The 14,519-nt window shown below is 58.0% G+C and carries 13 protein-coding genes; 4 read left to right on the top strand and 9 right to left on the bottom strand.

All coding sequences use genetic code 11. The features are described 5' to 3' along the window. Positions 1-14: 14 nt before the first annotated feature. Together HMPREF0178_RS18570 and HMPREF0178_RS18565 are read right to left on the bottom strand one after the other, a co-directional pair. Entirely contained in the window at positions 15-3,029 is a 3,015-nt protein-coding gene (locus tag HMPREF0178_RS18570; protein WP_009369110.1) for a phosphoribosylformylglycinamidine synthase subunit PurS, read from the bottom strand. A 56-nt stretch (positions 3,030-3,085) separates the two neighbouring features. Further along, the gene (locus HMPREF0178_RS18565; protein WP_009369109.1) at positions 3,086-4,063 is read right to left on the bottom strand and encodes a polyprenyl synthetase family protein; all 978 of its coding nucleotides are present in this window, start codon (positions 4,061-4,063) and stop codon (positions 3,086-3,088) included. A gap of 157 nt (positions 4,064-4,220) precedes the next feature. Between HMPREF0178_RS18565 and HMPREF0178_RS18560 the strand changes: the two genes are divergently transcribed. Then, positions 4,221-4,418: a DUF2065 domain-containing protein gene (locus tag HMPREF0178_RS18560; RefSeq protein ID WP_005029411.1), complete on the top strand. Its 198-nt coding sequence runs from the start codon at positions 4,221-4,223 to the stop codon at positions 4,416-4,418. A 147-nt stretch (positions 4,419-4,565) separates the two neighbouring features. Here HMPREF0178_RS18560 and HMPREF0178_RS18555 read toward each other — a convergent pair whose 3' ends face one another. Both HMPREF0178_RS18555 and HMPREF0178_RS18550 read right to left on the bottom strand, forming a co-directional pair. Continuing rightward, positions 4,566-5,981: a sodium:proton antiporter gene (locus tag HMPREF0178_RS18555; protein WP_009369107.1), complete on the bottom strand. Its 1,416-nt coding sequence runs from the start codon at positions 5,979-5,981 to the stop codon at positions 4,566-4,568. A gap of 119 nt (positions 5,982-6,100) precedes the next feature. Beyond that, on the bottom strand, positions 6,101-6,670 hold the full coding sequence (locus HMPREF0178_RS18550; protein WP_009369106.1) for a hypothetical protein: 570 nt from the start codon (positions 6,668-6,670) through the stop codon (positions 6,101-6,103). Between the two features lie 195 nt (positions 6,671-6,865). On the opposite strand from HMPREF0178_RS18550, the gene wbaP reads away from it, so the two are divergent. Then, the gene (gene wbaP, locus HMPREF0178_RS18545; RefSeq protein ID WP_083832555.1) at positions 6,866-8,338 is read left to right on the top strand and encodes an undecaprenyl-phosphate galactose phosphotransferase WbaP; all 1,473 of its coding nucleotides are present in this window, start codon (positions 6,866-6,868) and stop codon (positions 8,336-8,338) included. A 324-nt stretch (positions 8,339-8,662) separates the two neighbouring features. Here wbaP and secG read toward each other — a convergent pair whose 3' ends face one another. From secG to rimI, 3 genes are all read right to left on the bottom strand, one after another. Continuing rightward, positions 8,663-9,022, bottom strand: coding sequence for a preprotein translocase subunit SecG (gene secG / locus HMPREF0178_RS18540; protein ID WP_005029419.1), 360 nt, complete (start codon positions 9,020-9,022; stop codon positions 8,663-8,665). A 191-nt stretch (positions 9,023-9,213) separates the two neighbouring features. After that, positions 9,214-9,975: a triose-phosphate isomerase gene (gene tpiA / locus HMPREF0178_RS18535; protein ID WP_009369104.1), complete on the bottom strand. Its 762-nt coding sequence runs from the start codon at positions 9,973-9,975 to the stop codon at positions 9,214-9,216. Positions 9,976-9,997: 22 nt separating this feature from the next. Further along, positions 9,998-10,498 carry a ribosomal protein S18-alanine N-acetyltransferase gene (rimI, locus tag HMPREF0178_RS18530; RefSeq protein ID WP_009369103.1) on the bottom strand — a complete coding sequence of 167 codons (501 nt, stop codon included), beginning with the start codon at positions 10,496-10,498 and terminating at the stop codon, positions 9,998-10,000. Between rimI and HMPREF0178_RS23135 the strand changes: the two genes are divergently transcribed. After that, a complete protein-coding gene (locus HMPREF0178_RS23135; protein ID WP_369737723.1) occupies positions 10,466-11,068 on the top strand; it encodes an NUDIX domain-containing protein in 603 nt (200 codons plus the stop codon). The genes rimI and HMPREF0178_RS23135 overlap by 33 nt on opposite strands. Here the strand turns inward: HMPREF0178_RS23135 and HMPREF0178_RS18525 are convergent. Together HMPREF0178_RS18525 and HMPREF0178_RS18520 are read right to left on the bottom strand one after the other, a co-directional pair. Further along, positions 11,019-12,020, bottom strand: coding sequence for a rod shape-determining protein (locus tag HMPREF0178_RS18525; protein ID WP_009369102.1), 1,002 nt, complete (start codon positions 12,018-12,020; stop codon positions 11,019-11,021). The two genes, HMPREF0178_RS23135 and HMPREF0178_RS18525, sit on opposite strands and share 50 nt — an antisense overlap. 4 nt (positions 12,021-12,024) lie before the next feature. Then, positions 12,025-13,068: a GAF domain-containing protein gene (locus HMPREF0178_RS18520; RefSeq protein ID WP_005029430.1), complete on the bottom strand. Its 1,044-nt coding sequence runs from the start codon at positions 13,066-13,068 to the stop codon at positions 12,025-12,027. Positions 13,069-13,709: 641 nt separating this feature from the next. Here HMPREF0178_RS18520 and HMPREF0178_RS18515 point away from each other — a divergent pair. Next, entirely contained in the window at positions 13,710-14,129 is a 420-nt protein-coding gene (locus HMPREF0178_RS18515) for a DUF1090 domain-containing protein (protein ID WP_232281329.1), read from the top strand. Positions 14,130-14,519: the final 390 nt, after the last annotated feature.

Genomic DNA, 14,519 nt, shown 5'->3' with positions numbered 1-14,519 from the left:
CCTCCCCAATATTTCTACCAGTCCAGCGTCGCCTTGAAGGCATGGGCCAGCGCTTCGACGGGGGCGGAGAACAGCGCGCTGTCGGCGGAGGCCACGGTAAGACGGGCATCGGAAGTCACTTCGCCGATGAAGGGCGCGGAGGCCCCGAAGAGCGCTTCAAACTCGGCGGCCTTATCGGGAGCCACGGACACCAGCAGACGGCTGGCGGATTCGCTGTAAAGGGCTTCCGTGAGCGTGAGCGCGCCGACGACCGGAACGCGGTTCAGGGCCAGATGCGCGCCAAGGCGTCCGCCGATGCACATTTCCGCCAGCGACACGGCAAGGCCGCCGTCGGAGAGGTCGTGGCAGGCAGAGATGAGGCGGCTGTTGATGGCCTGATGGAGCTTCCGGTAGCTGGCGAGGGCGGACTTGGCATCCACGCGGGGCACGGTGTTGCAGGCAATGCCGAGCTGGTCGGCGATTTCGCTGCCCGCCAGTTCGCGGGCCGTGTTGCCGATGATGTAGAGGCGGTCGCCCGGCTTCTTGAAGTCGGAGGTCACGGCCTTCTTCACATCGTCCATGATGCCGAGGACGGAGAAGAGGACGGTCGGCGGAATGGAGATCTTCTTGCCGCCGCCGGTGTAGTCGTTCTTCATGGAGTCCTTGCCGGAAATGCAGGGCACGCCATAGGCCACGCAAAGCTCGGAGAGGGCCTTGCAGGCGCGCACGAGCTGGGCAAGCTTGTATTCGCCGTCCGGGGTCTTTTCGGACTGCACCGGGTCACACCAGCAGAAGTTGTCCACGCCAGCCATGCGGTCGGGGTCGGCGCCTACGGCCACGGCGTTGCGGATGCCTTCATCCATCGCGTTCGCCATCATCCAGTAGGCGTCGTAATCGCTGTACTTGGGGCAAATGCCGTGGCTGATGACCAGACCGGCCTCGGATTCGAGGATGGGCCGGATGACGCCCGCGTCGGACGGGCCGTCGCGCTTCACGCCGGTGAGGGGCTTCACCACGCTGCCGCCCTTCACTTCATGGTCGTACTGGCGGATCAGGTATTCCTTGCTGCAAATGTTCAGGCGGCCGAGCATGGCCTTGAGGAGTTCCGCCTGATCCACGCCGCCGTCTTCGATGCGGGCGTCGGGATGCACGGGCGCTTCCCATACGGCGTTGAGCTGGTACTGGGGCACGCCGTCGTGCATGAACTCCATGTCGAGATGGGTCACGAGCTTGCCGTTGTAGGTCACATGGAAAACTCCGTCGTCGGTGAATTCGCCGAGCGGAGTAGCTTCCACATCCATGCGCTTGGCAAGGGCGAGGAATTCGTCGAGCGCCGCCGGGGGCACGGCGAGGGTCATGCGTTCCTGCGCTTCGGAAAGCAGGATTTCCCACGGGCGCAGGCCATCGTATTTGAGGGGCGCGCGGGCCAGATCGATGCGGCAGCCGTTGGTGTCTTCCGCCATTTCGCCAATGGAGGAGGACAGGCCGCCCGCGCCGTTGTCGGTAATGGCGTTGTACAGGCCGAGATCCCGGGCGCGCATGATGAAGTCGTACATCTTGCGCTGGGTGATCGGGTCGCCGATCTGTACGGCGGTGGCGGGAGAGCCTTCGTGCAGCTCTTCCGAAGAGAAGGTCGCGCCGTGGATGCCGTCCTTGCCGATACGCCCGCCGGTCATGACGATGATGTCGCCGACCTGCGCTTTCTTCTCATAGCCCTTGCGCGGCTTGCCGTCCGTGGAGGACTTGCTGGCGGGCACTTCGGCGGGGATCAGGCCGATGGTGCCGCAGTAGACCAGCGGCTTGCCGAGGTAGCGCTCGTCGAACACGATGGAGCCGTTGACGGTGGGGATGCCGGACTTGTTGCCGCCGTGTTCCACGCCTTCGCGCACGCCTTCAAAGACGCGGCGGGGATGGAGCAGGCGGGGCGGCAAGGCTTCGTCATGGAAGGGGGACGCGAAGCAGAACACGTCGGTGTTGCAGATGAGCTCCGCGCCGAGGCCGGTGCCCATCGGGTCGCGGTTCACGCCCACGATGCCGGTCAGCGCCCCGCCGTAGGGGTCGAGGGCCGAGGGGCTGTTGTGCGTTTCCACCTTGATGCAGGCGTCGTATTCGGGCGTGAAGGCGATGACGCCCGCGTTGTCCTTGAACACGGAACGGCAGAAATCCCTGTCGCCGAGGCTCTCGCGGATCTGCTTGGTCGTGTTCATGATGCAGGTTTTGTAGAGGCTGTTGATCGTTTCGCTGGTCCCGGCTTCCTTGTCGGTGTAGGAAATCTTGGACGCGAAAATCTTGTGCTTGCAGTGTTCCGACCACGTCTGGGCGAGCACTTCGAGCTCGGCGTCGGTGGGATCGGCGGGCAGGCCGAGTTCCTTGCGCTGCGCGGCGACCTCGGGGCTGGAGAACCAATCCCTGATCTTGGTCATTTCCTCAAGGCTGAGGGCCAACGTGTTCTTCTGGCTCACTTCCATGAGCTGCGCGTCGTTCATCGAGGAGAGCGGCACGATGTTCACTTCGTCGCAGGACGCGCCGGTCACGCGGGCGGCCTTGGGGGCGAAGCCGGGGTCGGCGTCCCACTGGGCGCGGCTCTTGATTTCGAAGCGCTGGATGAGTTCGTTGGCGAGGAGGTCGCGGGCGATGCGGGTGACCTGTTCTTCCGTCAGCGGGCCGTGGAGTCGGTACTGGATGGAGGTGTATACGGCGAGGCTGCTGCGGTCTTCGATGCCGAGCACGAGCGCGGCGGTATCGCGGGCGGTACGGCCTTCATTGTCCGTAACGCCTGGGCGGTAACCGACTTCAATGATCCACGATGTGCCTTCTTCGGGCAGGGGCAGGGGAGACAGGGATACGGCCTGCAACACCGGATCGTGCAGCACGCTTTTCGCCATGAGCGTATTCACCTGTTGCGCGTCGAGCCCCTCCAGCGTGAACACTTTGATCGTGCGCACGGACTTGACGGGGATGCCGAGGGCTTCACGGATGCTGGCTGCGGTTTTACGGCCGATCGTGTCGTCAAGATGGGGGAAAAGGCCGGCTTCAATGCGGTAGAGCATGTCTGTCTCCTGAAAAGGCTGTTTGAGTAACCGTGGAAAAAGGTTGCGTGGAAAAATCAGGCGTCGCGGTTGCGGACGTAGCCGATAAAGCTTGTGAGGATTTCCCCGTACGGCGAGGCCGGAAGCCCGGCGGTGAGGGCGTCGAGGTTTTCCTGTGCCTTACGCAGATAGGTATCGGCGATGCCGCGCGTCTTGTCGTCAAAGCCCTGAGCGCGGACGGTATCAATGACGTGCCGGACGTCTTCGTCGGTAAAGGACTGTTCCGCGAAACGGGCGAAGAAGGCGTCACGCTTGGCCGGAGCCAGTGAGTTGGCGTAGAAGAAGATGGGCGGCGTCAGTTTGCCTTCGCGGACATCCCCGCCTTCGGGTTTCCCGGTCAGGCTGGAGGGAGCGAAATCGAGCGCGTCGTCGACGATCTGGAAGGCCATGCCCAAATTGAACCCGTAGTCGGTCGCTCCGGCAACCTGTTCCGGCGTACCGTTGGCCCTGACCGCGCCGATGTTGCAGGATGTCCGGATCATCCACGCCGTCTTGCCCGCAATGATTTTGTTGTAAATCAAGAGATCGGGAGCGTTCTTCCCCTGGTTGGCGATTTCCAGGATTTCGCCGTTGGCGGTCTGGGCAATGGCATCGGACGTGGCGGCGGTGAGCCTCGGATCGCCGAATCCGGCCACGATCTGATTCCCCTTTGCGAGCAGCGCGTCCCCGGCAAGGATGGTTTCGGTGACGCCGAAGACCTTGTGCGTGGCCGTGCTGCCCCGGCGCATCTCCGCGTTGTCCATGACGTCGTCATGGAGCAGGGTCGCCACATGGAACATCTCCATTGCCGCGGCAAGGGAATAGATATCGTTATCGGCATAGCCGAGCAGACGGGCCACGAGTACGGTCAACAAGGGCCGCAGCCGCTTCCCTCCGTTCCCCATGGCGTATTGGGCGATGGGCATGATGGAGACGGGGAGTTCGGCGGCCGCCTCGGCCAGCGCCGCGTTGATGCTGGGTTGTTCCTGTTCGATAAAGGTACGGAGTGTGATCATGGGCAGATGAGGATAAAGTTAGTGGCTGAGGATGCGGTCCCGTCACGAATCCGTTCTACATAGCTGTTAGCCGGTTGATGTGCAAGTAGCTTTACAGCTTCCACGGCTTTTCCTACAAGGGAACTTCGTTTCGTCCACCTCTTGCAGCGAGGAGCGCATGGAGTTCAACAGCAAGCTTTTTTTCAGTGCACTCGGGCTGGCCTTCATCCTGGAAGCCCTTCCTTATACACTCTTTCCCGAACGAATGCGGCAGGTTCTGCAAACCCTTGGTGAGGAGGGCGCTTCCGGTCTGCGCCGGATGGGGCTCTTTTCCCTTGCGGCGGGGCTCATCGTACTCTGGCTCACGCTTGGGTAGTCCTTTGGGGGCGATCCTCCGCGTTGTTCCGGCAAGCCGGAGGCGCCTTATGGAACCGGAGTACGTTTTCTTTGCCTGTTCCCTTGGAACGGAAAAGCCCCTGAAGCGGGATTGCATTCAGGGGCTTTCGTTACGCTGAGGCCGTTCTTACATGAAGAACAGATAGGTGATGAGGGCGAAGCAGGGGAACAGGATACCCACGGACCACAGCATGTAACCGAAGAAGCTGGGCATCTTCACACCCTGATCTTCGGCGATGGAGCGGACCATGAAGTTCGGGGCATTCCCGATGTAGGTCACGGCACCCATGAACACGGCACCGGCGGAGATGGCGGACAGGGTTTCGGTCCAGTCGGTCATCAGATGCACGGCATCGCCGCCGGCGGTGTTGAAGAACACCAGATAGGTCGGGGCGTTGTCGAGGAACGAAGAGAGGATGCCGGTCAGCCAGAAGAACATGGCGTTCACGGGCTGGCCTTCGTGGAAGACCATGTTGATGACCCCGGCGAGGGCGCCGTCGGTACCGGCGCGCAGAATGGCGATAGCCGGAATCATGCTGATGAAGATGCCGATGAACAGCTTGGCGACTTCAAGGATAGGTTCCCACGTGAAGTTGTTCAGCTTGCGGCATTCCTTCGTGGTCAGAGCCAGGGAAGCGCCGGCGAGGGCGAGCAGGATAACGTCGCGGGCGGCGTTTTGAAGCTCAATGTGCGTGCCGTAGATTTCGAAGCCGGATTCGGGCTTCCAAATGCCGGACATGAGTACCGAGATGACGACGCCGATCAGAAGCAAGAGGTTGACCTTGCCGTCGAGGCCGAGCTTTTCATTGGACTGGGTGGCAGGTTTCGGCTTGCCTTCCTTGTTGAACAGGAACATATCCAGAAGGAAGAAGATGCCGAGCAGGATGACGGAAAGCAGCACGGTTTTGCAGAACAGATGCACGGTCGTCCAGAAGAAGGACACGCCCTTGAGGAAGCCGAGGAACAGCGGCGGGTCGCCGAGGGGGGTCAGGGAGCCGCCGATGTTGGCGACAAGGAAAATGAAGAAGATGACGATGTGCATACGGTACTTGCGGTGCTCATTGGCCCGGAGCAGGGGCCGGATGAGCAGCATGGCCGCGCCGGTGGTTCCCATCCAGCTGGCGAGGATGGTCCCGAGGGCGAGCAGCCCGGCGTTCACCACAGGCGTGCCCACGAGCTGACCTTTGAGGCGGACGCCACCCGCGATTGTGAACAGTGCGAACAACAGAATGATGAACGGGACGTATTCCATGAAGAGGACATGGACGAACTGATAGACAGCCAGCTGGAGTCCGAAGACCATGGCGCAGGGCACGAGGAAGGCGAGGCCCCAGAAGAGGGCCACCTTGCCGAAATGGTGATGCCAGAAATGCGGCACGGCAAGGGGGCCGATGGCGATGGACAGCAACATGCAAACAAAGGGAACAACCCACAGGATGGACAATTCCGCTCCGTTGAGGTCGTGACCGCCGGAAGCCTGGGCAGACAGGGGTACCAGCGCCGTCAGCGCCAGCGCCATAAACATGGCAAACAGTCGTTTCATCTCGGGTCAGCTCCTTGGGAAAACTTTTTTTATCAGACGTTCCTTTAGTATGAAAATGCAAGAAGATCAAGATGCACACCTACAAAGAGCTTCTTGTCTTCATAGGAAAGGATTCGTTTTCAATGCGCTTCGGAGGCCTTGTTTTCTTTTTCCCGTAAGTCCGCGAAGGTGACGGGAAGGTCTCCTTTTTCCTGTGTGGCATAGGCATTTTGGAAAATTTTCGCAGCTTCGCGGATCTCTTCGGCACCGCCGAAGCCATAACTTGCCGTTGGTTTTGGCGCGTCCGTGGTGTAGAGGTCAAGGCGATGCATCTGCCAGTCGCTGTGCCCGTGAAGGCGCTTGATGTCGACAATCATCCCGGCGGTACCATTGATGATCCATGAGCCTTGCCGTTCATCGATCAGCAGATAACCAGCCCCGGTGTTCCACCATGTGGGGTGCATACCGAGCTTGCGGACAAGACGGCGCGTTTTCCAGTAGGGGAGGGTACGGCTGACGAGGTTAAGGCCACGGAAGAAAAAAAAGATGGCGAGAACGGGTGTAATGCCGATGGCCACGAGGCCGGGCAATGGCGACCAGAGGTAGAGATGCCATGCCCCCACGGCGAAAATGACCGCCAGGCTCCATCGGAAGAGCCCGCGAAGCAAGGGGAGTGGGCCAAGGATAGTGTGAATCGCGACTGACGGCATGGCGGCTCCGGAAAATTCCGCGGGACGTTTCGGCTGGGGAAGGCAACGAATGTGTATAGCCCTGTACCTAGCGCAACTGGTGACGTGCGGCAACCGTTTTTCGTGCTTTCTTTACGGAAGGAAATCACTGTTTACAGATGCGGTACCGGTGCGCTAGCATAACCGCCTGTTCTCCTCTAACCGTTCGGGTATCGTATGTCTTGTGCATTTTCTTCTGGTCCCTCTTTTCAAAGATCTCAGCTGGTGTGCTCCAAGCGTTCTCTTGCATTGCTGGCTGCGGATTGTCTGGCACTTTTCGGGACCATGTTTTTGATAGGCGTTATTCGGGTTCTTTTGGGTGGGGAAATCTCGCTTTCACAGCATGTTCCGTTGGCATTGTTTCTGTTGGTGGTTCCCGTAGTTAACGCTTTTGAAGGATTGTATAGCGGGGTTCCTCCGGCATTGCCGGAAGAAATGCGTCTGCTTGGGATATCGACGTCCATCGCCTACTTCAGTATTGCTATTTTTCTTTTTCTCGGCCGTGGCGATCTCCCTTCGCGTACCGTTTATGTCTGGTCTTGGTTTTTGAGCCTCGGGACGGTTCCTTTGGTCCGTTGCGCATTGCGTTCCCGTTTCTCCCGGGAGGCATGGTGGAGAGTGCCCACAGTGGTGTTTGGCGCGGGAGAGCTTGTTCCTCGCGTAACGGCGTATCTTAATAAGCATACTGAGGCGGGGTTGCTTTTAAAAGCCCATTTTGTCAGCCAGAAATGCACGGAAGCAGAAAAGGAACAGAAGAATACGCCTCAGGATACCTGTAGCGGGCTTGAACCGTTGTATAGCCGCTCAGACCTGGATACTTTTGTCCGCCTTTACCCGAGAACGTGCGCTATCGTCGTCATGGAAAAAGATGCTCCGCTTGCATGTCGGCAAGAACTGATTGATTTAGCAAGCCTGCTGTTCAGTTCGGTTATTATCATCCCCGAAGATTTTTCGGAAGGGGAAATTCCTTTCTGGGTACGCCCCGTGGAGATCGGGGACGTCCTTTGCTTCAAGGTGCGGCAGAACCTGCTTGATCCCAAGCGGTTGGCCCTGAAGCGTGCTATGGATTTGTTCCTCTCGGTCGTGGGTGGCATCGCCATTTTTCCTATTCTTGTGCTTATCGCCCTTGCCATCAAACTGGAATCGCGCGGTCCGGTTTTTTTTAGGCAGAATCGCATAGGGAGAGGAGGGCAGACCATCCATATTCTAAAGTTCCGCACAATGGTGCGTAATGCAGAGGAAGTTCTCCAAACGTATTTGCAGGAAAACCCTGATCTGCGTGAAGAGTGGGAAGCAGATCAGAAGCTGCGCAATGATCCCCGCATTACAAAGGTCGGGGCTTGGTTGCGCAAGACAAGCCTGGATGAATTGCCTCAGCTCTGGAATGTTGTATGGGGGGAAATGAGCCTGGTAGGGCCGCGTCCCATCGTAGACGATGAGATCGTGAAATACGGTTCGGCTTTCATTTCCTATACCCGTGTGCGGCCCGGTATGACCGGGCTCTGGCAGGTTTCCGGGCGAAACGATCTTTCATACAAACAGCGCGTTCACCTTGATCGTTTTTATATCTGCAACTGGTCAACATGGCTCGATATTTTGATCCTGGCGAAGACGTTTTCCGTTGTCCTCGGGCGCAAAGGGGCTTATTGATATTCCCAAAATACACGCAAATTTTCATCTGGTTAGGTAAAAAAGGTCCGGAACGTTTTCCGGGCCTTTTTTGTTTTGAGGAAAGAGACGATCGGGGTAGAGGATTCAGAAAACGCTGTGAGGAAGGTGGGGGGCTTTCCCATACATTACAGAGAGCGTTCCTGAGCACTTGAATGGGCGAGGAAAGCTATGACGGGGGCAGGTATCGTGGCTCTGCTTTTTCGCGAAATCGAGGAGGAAGGGCGGAAGACTTTGCGGCCTTGCCCGGATAAAAAACGAGGCCATGAATTGCTCATGGCCTCGAAAGCATACTTTGGATGGTGCTTAGTTGGCGGGCTTGTCGGCAGCGGGAGCCTCAGCGGGCTTTTCAGCAGGAGTTGCGGGAACCGTGGCAGCGGGAGCGGCAGGTTTTGGGGTGTCCTCCAGACGGACGTCAAGAATGGTGGATTCCTGCGCTTTGTGGGAGCTGGACACGTAGTTGTAGCTCAAGGACGTGACGATGAACAGTACCGCCATGAAAGCGGTCATCTTGGCCAACAGACCGCCCGCACCGGAGCTGCCGAATACGGAGGCGTTGCCGCCGCCGAAAATGACGCCCATTCCTTCCTTGCCCGCTTGAAGCAGGACAAGGATAACGAGGGTGACACATACGATGACATGCAAGGAAAGAATCAGGGTCTGCACGGTGGGAACTCCTCAGCAGGCTGGACAATGCCTGCGCTGAACCGGCTGTGCCAGTAAATGTATGGGCCGATGCGTTGGCCGAAGATACGCCGACTTCCTGTCGGATGGGAACACGGTGTTCCGCTCAAGAACAGGATTGGTATTGGCGTTCCGAGGATCGGAAGGCGGAATCCTGCGCGCCTGCCGTTCTTCTAGGCCAGATCGGCACGGACGATGTCGGCAAAACTTTGCGCCTGTAAAGAAGCGCCACCTACCAGAAGACCGTCAACGTTGTCAAGAGACAGAATGGCCTTGGCGTTGTCCGGCTTCACGCTTCCGCCATATAAAATCTGGATGCCGATGCCGTTGGAACCCAGCAGGCTGCTCAACAGTTCGCGTACCAGCGTGTGCACCATGCGGATGTCTTCGTCGGAAGCGGTCTGGCCCGTACCGATGGCCCACACGGGTTCGTAAGCCACGGCGAGACGGGAATAGTCCGCGTTGGGGCCGAGCCCGGCAAGCCCCCTTTCAAGCTGGAGCCAGAGGATGCTGTTGAGTTTCCCTGCCTTGCGTTCGGCGAGGGTTTCACCGATACAAAGGATGACGGAAAAGCCTTGGTCCAGCGCGAACGCCGTCTTCTTGCCTACGAAGTCCGGGCTCTCCCCAAGCACATGGCGGCGTTCGGAATGGCCCGTGAGCACCCACGTGCAGCCGGCTTCGCGGAGCATGGCCGGGGAAATCTCGCCGGTGAAAGCCCCGGATTCGGCGGGGTACATATTTTGCGCGCCGACGAAGATGCCGGGGGCCCCGTCGAGGCCTTCCCTCGTGGCTTCCAGAGCGGTGAACGGCGCGAACACGACGACATCCCTATCGTCCGGCGCGCCGCCAAGGATAGAGGCGAGTTCGTGCGCGGTGGCTTTGGCTTCCGTGCGGGTTTTGTTCATCTTCCAGTTGGCGGCGATAATGGTGCGCATAGAATACTCCCACGAGCGTAATTTATGGATTCGTCCGAGTCTGTCCCATATCCAAAGTATAAATGAGCGCGTCTTCTCCGGTATCTTGATAATACCCGCGCCGCTTGCCCGCCTGCCGAAACCCGAAAGATTCATACAGATGGATGGCGGGCGCGTTGCTGATCCGCACTTCAAGCACTCCTCGTAGTATGCCTGTTTCTTTGGCATCCTGCAAGGCTGTAGCCATGAGCAGGCGGCCGTATCCGTGGCGGCGCCTGTCTTCCCGTACCGCAATATTGAGGATTTCAACTTCGTCCGGCGTGTGGTATACCGCGATGTACCCTGCAAGCTCCCTTGGAGAGAGCGGCGAGGCCGTTTCCCGGATGCCGAATGCATGAAAGGTTTTTCCCGCGAAAGCCTCGGCAAAGGCCTGTTCCGTCCACGGAAGAGCGAAACAGCGGCTCTCCAAAGAGGAGAGGGCGGGGGCATCTTCAATCGTCAGCCGGACGCAATGGCCAGCCCGTTTAGGAGAATCATGCATCATACGATCGTTCCCGAACCATGTGAAAATGAAGAACCGTTGATCGAATATGCGGACGAACGTGATCGCCCCCTGCTGATTGCCCCTTCCTCAGACGCTTTCCCTTTGCGTAAAAAGGCGGTCGGTGCCGTCCTGTGCGACAGGCGGGGCAGGGCGTTCGTACGGAGGCGGATGTCTGAAGAGGGCATGGAAACGTGGGACCTTTCCGCTGAAACATTCGTTCGTTCCGGCGAAGCGAGGGAAGAGGCCGTCGAGCGCGCCGTACGCGAGACGTTGGGCCTGTCCAATGTACCCTCGGGGGTGGCGGTTTCCGCAGCCTTCAAGCCTTCCGGGGAAAATGTCTCACTCACACTGTTCATTGCCGAACTTCCGGGAGCCTTGCCTCCGGTCTCATTGCCGGAGGGGCATTTTCTGGACCGTGAAGAGCTTGAGGGAATGACGGAAACGTTTCCCGATTTGTTCAGCCCGGCATTGCTCTGGGCAATCCAGACAGGCTGCCTTTGGAAGCACCGGGGACCCCGCGTCAGCACTCGATCAATAAATCCCTGTACTTTTCGGGATCGTCCAGTGTGATGCCCGCGCCGCGCAGTACCGTGGTCAGCGGATCGGAATCCACATGCACGGGAATGCGTGTAGCCCTGGTGATGCGGTCGGCAAAGCCTCTCAGCAAGGCTCCTCCCCCTGTCAGCAACATGCCTTGGCGCATGATGTCGGCCCCCAATTCGGGCGGAGTGACTTCCAGTATCCCCATGATCGCGCTGACAAGCTTTTCGGTGATGGGTTGGAAGGCCTCACGAATATCCGAATCGGAAAGGGCAATAGTCCGGGGGCTCGCGGTTGCGAGATCCTTGCCCGAGACTTCGAATGCCAGCGGTACGGGAAGGGGCGCGACGGAGCCGAGGGCGATTTTGATACGTTCAGCCATGTTTTCGCCCACGACAATCTGGTATTTTTCCTGGACAAAACGCTGAACTGCCGCGGTCAGGGCGTCACCCGCAAGCTTGAGCGAAGTGGAGCAGGCCATACTCCCGAGCGTGATGACCGCGATGTCGGTCGTCCCGCCGCCTATGTCCACAACCATGCTGCCCACGGGTTCGAGCACGGGCAAACCCGCTCCTACTGCCGCGGCGACGGGCTCTTCAATGAGCTTCACGTTGCGGGCTCCGGCCTTTGTAGCCGCTTCGGCCACGGCACGGCGCTCCACATCCGTGATGTTTGTCGGCACACAGATGACCACATCCGGTTTTATCGGCCAGCTGCCGATGACTTTTTTCAGAAATGTGGCGATGAGCGCCTGCGCCGCGTCAAAATCAGCGATGACTCCGTCTCGGAGAGGACGAATGGTGGAAATGCGCTGCGGGGTCTTCCCGATATAGTCTTTGGCTTCCTTGCCCACGGCAATGACGCGCTCGTTGATGGTGTCCACTGCGACAACGGAAGGCTCATTGATGACGATGCCTTGGGACTGGACAAAGACCAGCGTGTTTGCAGTTCCCAGATCGACCGCTATGTGCTTGCGGAGCATGGGATCAGTCTTCCTCGCTCATGGGTGCCGATGGCGCCGTGTCCGGATCATAGGCCATCGCGCCGTCGCGGTGTACTTTTGCACGCGGCAACAGGCTTTTGAGGCGGTGGCGAAGATACAGCATCTCAAGGTACTGCGCCAGATAGGTTACGGCGATCTTGGTAAACGTCCGCAAATTTTGGGAAAGGGAACGGGGGTTCAGCCCGGCGAAACACAGAACGCCGCAAGTGACCTTATTGAGATGCACGGGGAGGCACATGACGGATTGGAAGTTGGGCACTCCCGGCAGCTTGCCGAAGAGCGGCGTACTGGGAGAACCATCGGCCCCCTCTGCATGTACGGGCACTTCGTTGCGGAAAACCCAACTGACGAGGCCGCCGCTCGTAAGAGGCAGTTCGGGCATACCGTCTTCCGTAATGAGCAGAGGCGTGTTTTCGCCTTCCACAGTATACGTGGAGCCGCCTTCCTGCGCGGTAGCGAACGCGACGTATTCAAACTCCGTGCTCTCGGCCATCAGGCGGAGGAAGGCCCCGAGGTAATCACGCCAATGCGGGTTCTGCGCACTGAGCTCGGAAAGCTGCTCCAGCCGGGTGAAATAGCGGCGCAGGTCTTCGGCGTCGCAAGCCAGCCCGGCGGAATGGACTTGCCGGGCGAGGTGCCGGGCGAAACGGTGGAGGAGAAGCTGATCTTCCTCGGTGTAGGCCCGTGGGCGCACGCTGTCCACGCACAGGGCTCCTCCCTCGGGGATGTGGCAGCCCATGAATGCGGAAATGGCGCCTTCGTCGTTTTCATCATAATAGCCGAGGAAGGTGTGCCGCATATCGAGGTTGTTCACGATGACGGGCTGCTTATGCCGTAAAATCCACCCGACAAGCCCCTTCCCCGGCGCAATGGTGACTTCCTGCACGCTGGGCTCATTGTCCGTGGAGGAAAGCGCGACCGTATAGTTGCCGGATTGATCCGGCAGGAAGAGGACGGCGCTGTGCGCGTCGAAGGTGGTTCTTACGAGAGCCAGGAGCGTGTTGTCATTATCGTGAAGCGTTGCCATGAAAATCTCTTTCAGGGATAGAGTGTCGATATGAAAGCGCTAAAGGAGTCGCTTCCGTTTCGTTCGGAAGCCAAGTCCTCATACAAACACGTCCTTCAACATATCAGGGGGAGGATGCCCATGCAACCGTCTTTTACAGTAGAATGTATCGTCCCCGTTTTTAGAAAAACATTATAGTCTATCTATGGGTAAAAATAAACTCTTTTAGAAGATCGCGAACGAGTATGGCTCAATGGGGTTTGTCGTTGTCCATAAAAATGTGGGCAATCTGCCGATCACGTGACGGAGTGCAATACATTTGAAAGGGATAAAAGAGGGGCGGTATAAGGAGCAAGAGCCGGTGAGAGTGGGGCTCTTGAGTTTAACCGTACCTTTCCTCGAAGAAGGCTGTTCCACGATCCTCACCCAGCGAGTAATGACTTGATACGTTGCACCCGCCAGCCCTTGTTTCTCTGCCTATACCTTTTTCCCTTCTTGGGTGAGAATACATATTATCCTAAACCTAACTTTCAACGGACAAGCCCCAAGGAACCGGCGTAGAAAAAACATGAGGTTTCAATCCGTAGTGTTCTCGGAAGCATTTCAATTGACGGAAAACATTTTTTAAGCTTATAAAGAAATATTCCGAATACGGTTAACAGATGGGAGAACGCCTTTTGAAAACAGCAGTCTTATCCGCAACACTTGGTATTGCTCTGATCGCTTTTTCCGGTATGAGCTTCGCTTCCGACGACTTTGCCGGTGGGTGCAAACGTAAGGAACAGGCCATTGGGACAAAGATGGAATACGCCAGAAAACACGGGAATCAGGAGCAGCTCCGTGGACTGGAAGAAGCTCTCAGCCAGGTCCGCCGATGGTGTTCGGACGGTACGCTGCGCTCCAAGGCAGAACTCAATATCTTGGAAAATCAAGATAAAGTAAAGGAGCGGCAAGCGGATCTCGACAAGGCTGTCACGGAAGGCAAGGGAGAAAAGAAAATCGCCAAGCTTCAGCGCAAGTTGGATGAAGCCAAAGAGGAGCTGGCGCAGGCCGTTGCGGAGCGTGACGCATTGGCTCAGTAATACTCCCCCATAGAAGCTGGGATGACCAATTGTTGAAGAATCTACGGCCTCATTTCTAAATATAAAGAGCGCGGTTTCTGCACGGGCAGAAAACCACGCGAGAGAGCCGCACAGTATGCCCCGTAGATAGCTTCTATGGGGTAATTGCCTTTCAGGGAGTGAAGCCCTCGTGCCATTCCAAGTGCCTTAGAAGCGTTTTAGAAAAGATTTGGATTCTAACCGGAGCGAAAACACGGGAGAAACGGTATTCGTGGGGCAAAAAAATCAGAAAAAAAATAAAAAGACGTTGACAGAGGCGGCGTGGAGGTGCATAACCCGTTCTCGCCGCTGCGGGACGGAATGTCTTGCTGAGCCGGGCAGGGCCGAGAGGCCGGGCACGGCGGGGCGAAA

Origin of the sequence: Bilophila sp. 4_1_30 (genome assembly GCF_000224655.1) — a bacterium.
In the GTDB taxonomy this organism is placed as follows: domain Bacteria; phylum Desulfobacterota; class Desulfovibrionia; order Desulfovibrionales; family Desulfovibrionaceae; genus Bilophila; species Bilophila wadsworthia.
Note: the sequence above shows the minus strand (reverse complement) of the source record. Positions and strands in the feature narration are given on the sequence as shown.

Coding starts and splice junctions, on each gene's coding strand:
- HMPREF0178_RS18570 (WP_009369110.1), bottom strand. CDS start 3,029: ATGCTCTACCGCATTGAAGCCGGCCTTTTCCCCCATCTTGACGACACG.
- HMPREF0178_RS18565 (WP_009369109.1), bottom strand. CDS start 4,063: ATGATCACACTCCGTACCTTTATCGAACAGGAACAACCCAGCATCAAC.
- HMPREF0178_RS18560 (WP_005029411.1), top strand. CDS start 4,221: ATGGAGTTCAACAGCAAGCTTTTTTTCAGTGCACTCGGGCTGGCCTTC.
- HMPREF0178_RS18555 (WP_009369107.1), bottom strand. CDS start 5,981: ATGAAACGACTGTTTGCCATGTTTATGGCGCTGGCGCTGACGGCGCTG.
- HMPREF0178_RS18550 (WP_009369106.1), bottom strand. CDS start 6,670: ATGCCGTCAGTCGCGATTCACACTATCCTTGGCCCACTCCCCTTGCTT.
- wbaP (WP_083832555.1), top strand. CDS start 6,866: ATGTCTTGTGCATTTTCTTCTGGTCCCTCTTTTCAAAGATCTCAGCTG.
- tpiA (WP_009369104.1), bottom strand. CDS start 9,975: ATGCGCACCATTATCGCCGCCAACTGGAAGATGAACAAAACCCGCACG.
- HMPREF0178_RS23135 (WP_369737723.1), top strand. CDS start 10,466: ATGGCCAGCCCGTTTAGGAGAATCATGCATCATACGATCGTTCCCGAA.
- rimI (WP_009369103.1), bottom strand. CDS start 10,498: ATGATGCATGATTCTCCTAAACGGGCTGGCCATTGCGTCCGGCTGACG.
- HMPREF0178_RS18525 (WP_009369102.1), bottom strand. CDS start 12,020: ATGCTCCGCAAGCACATAGCGGTCGATCTGGGAACTGCAAACACGCTG.
- HMPREF0178_RS18520 (WP_005029430.1), bottom strand. CDS start 13,068: ATGGCAACGCTTCACGATAATGACAACACGCTCCTGGCTCTCGTAAGA.
- HMPREF0178_RS18515 (WP_232281329.1), top strand. CDS start 13,710: ATGGGAGAACGCCTTTTGAAAACAGCAGTCTTATCCGCAACACTTGGT.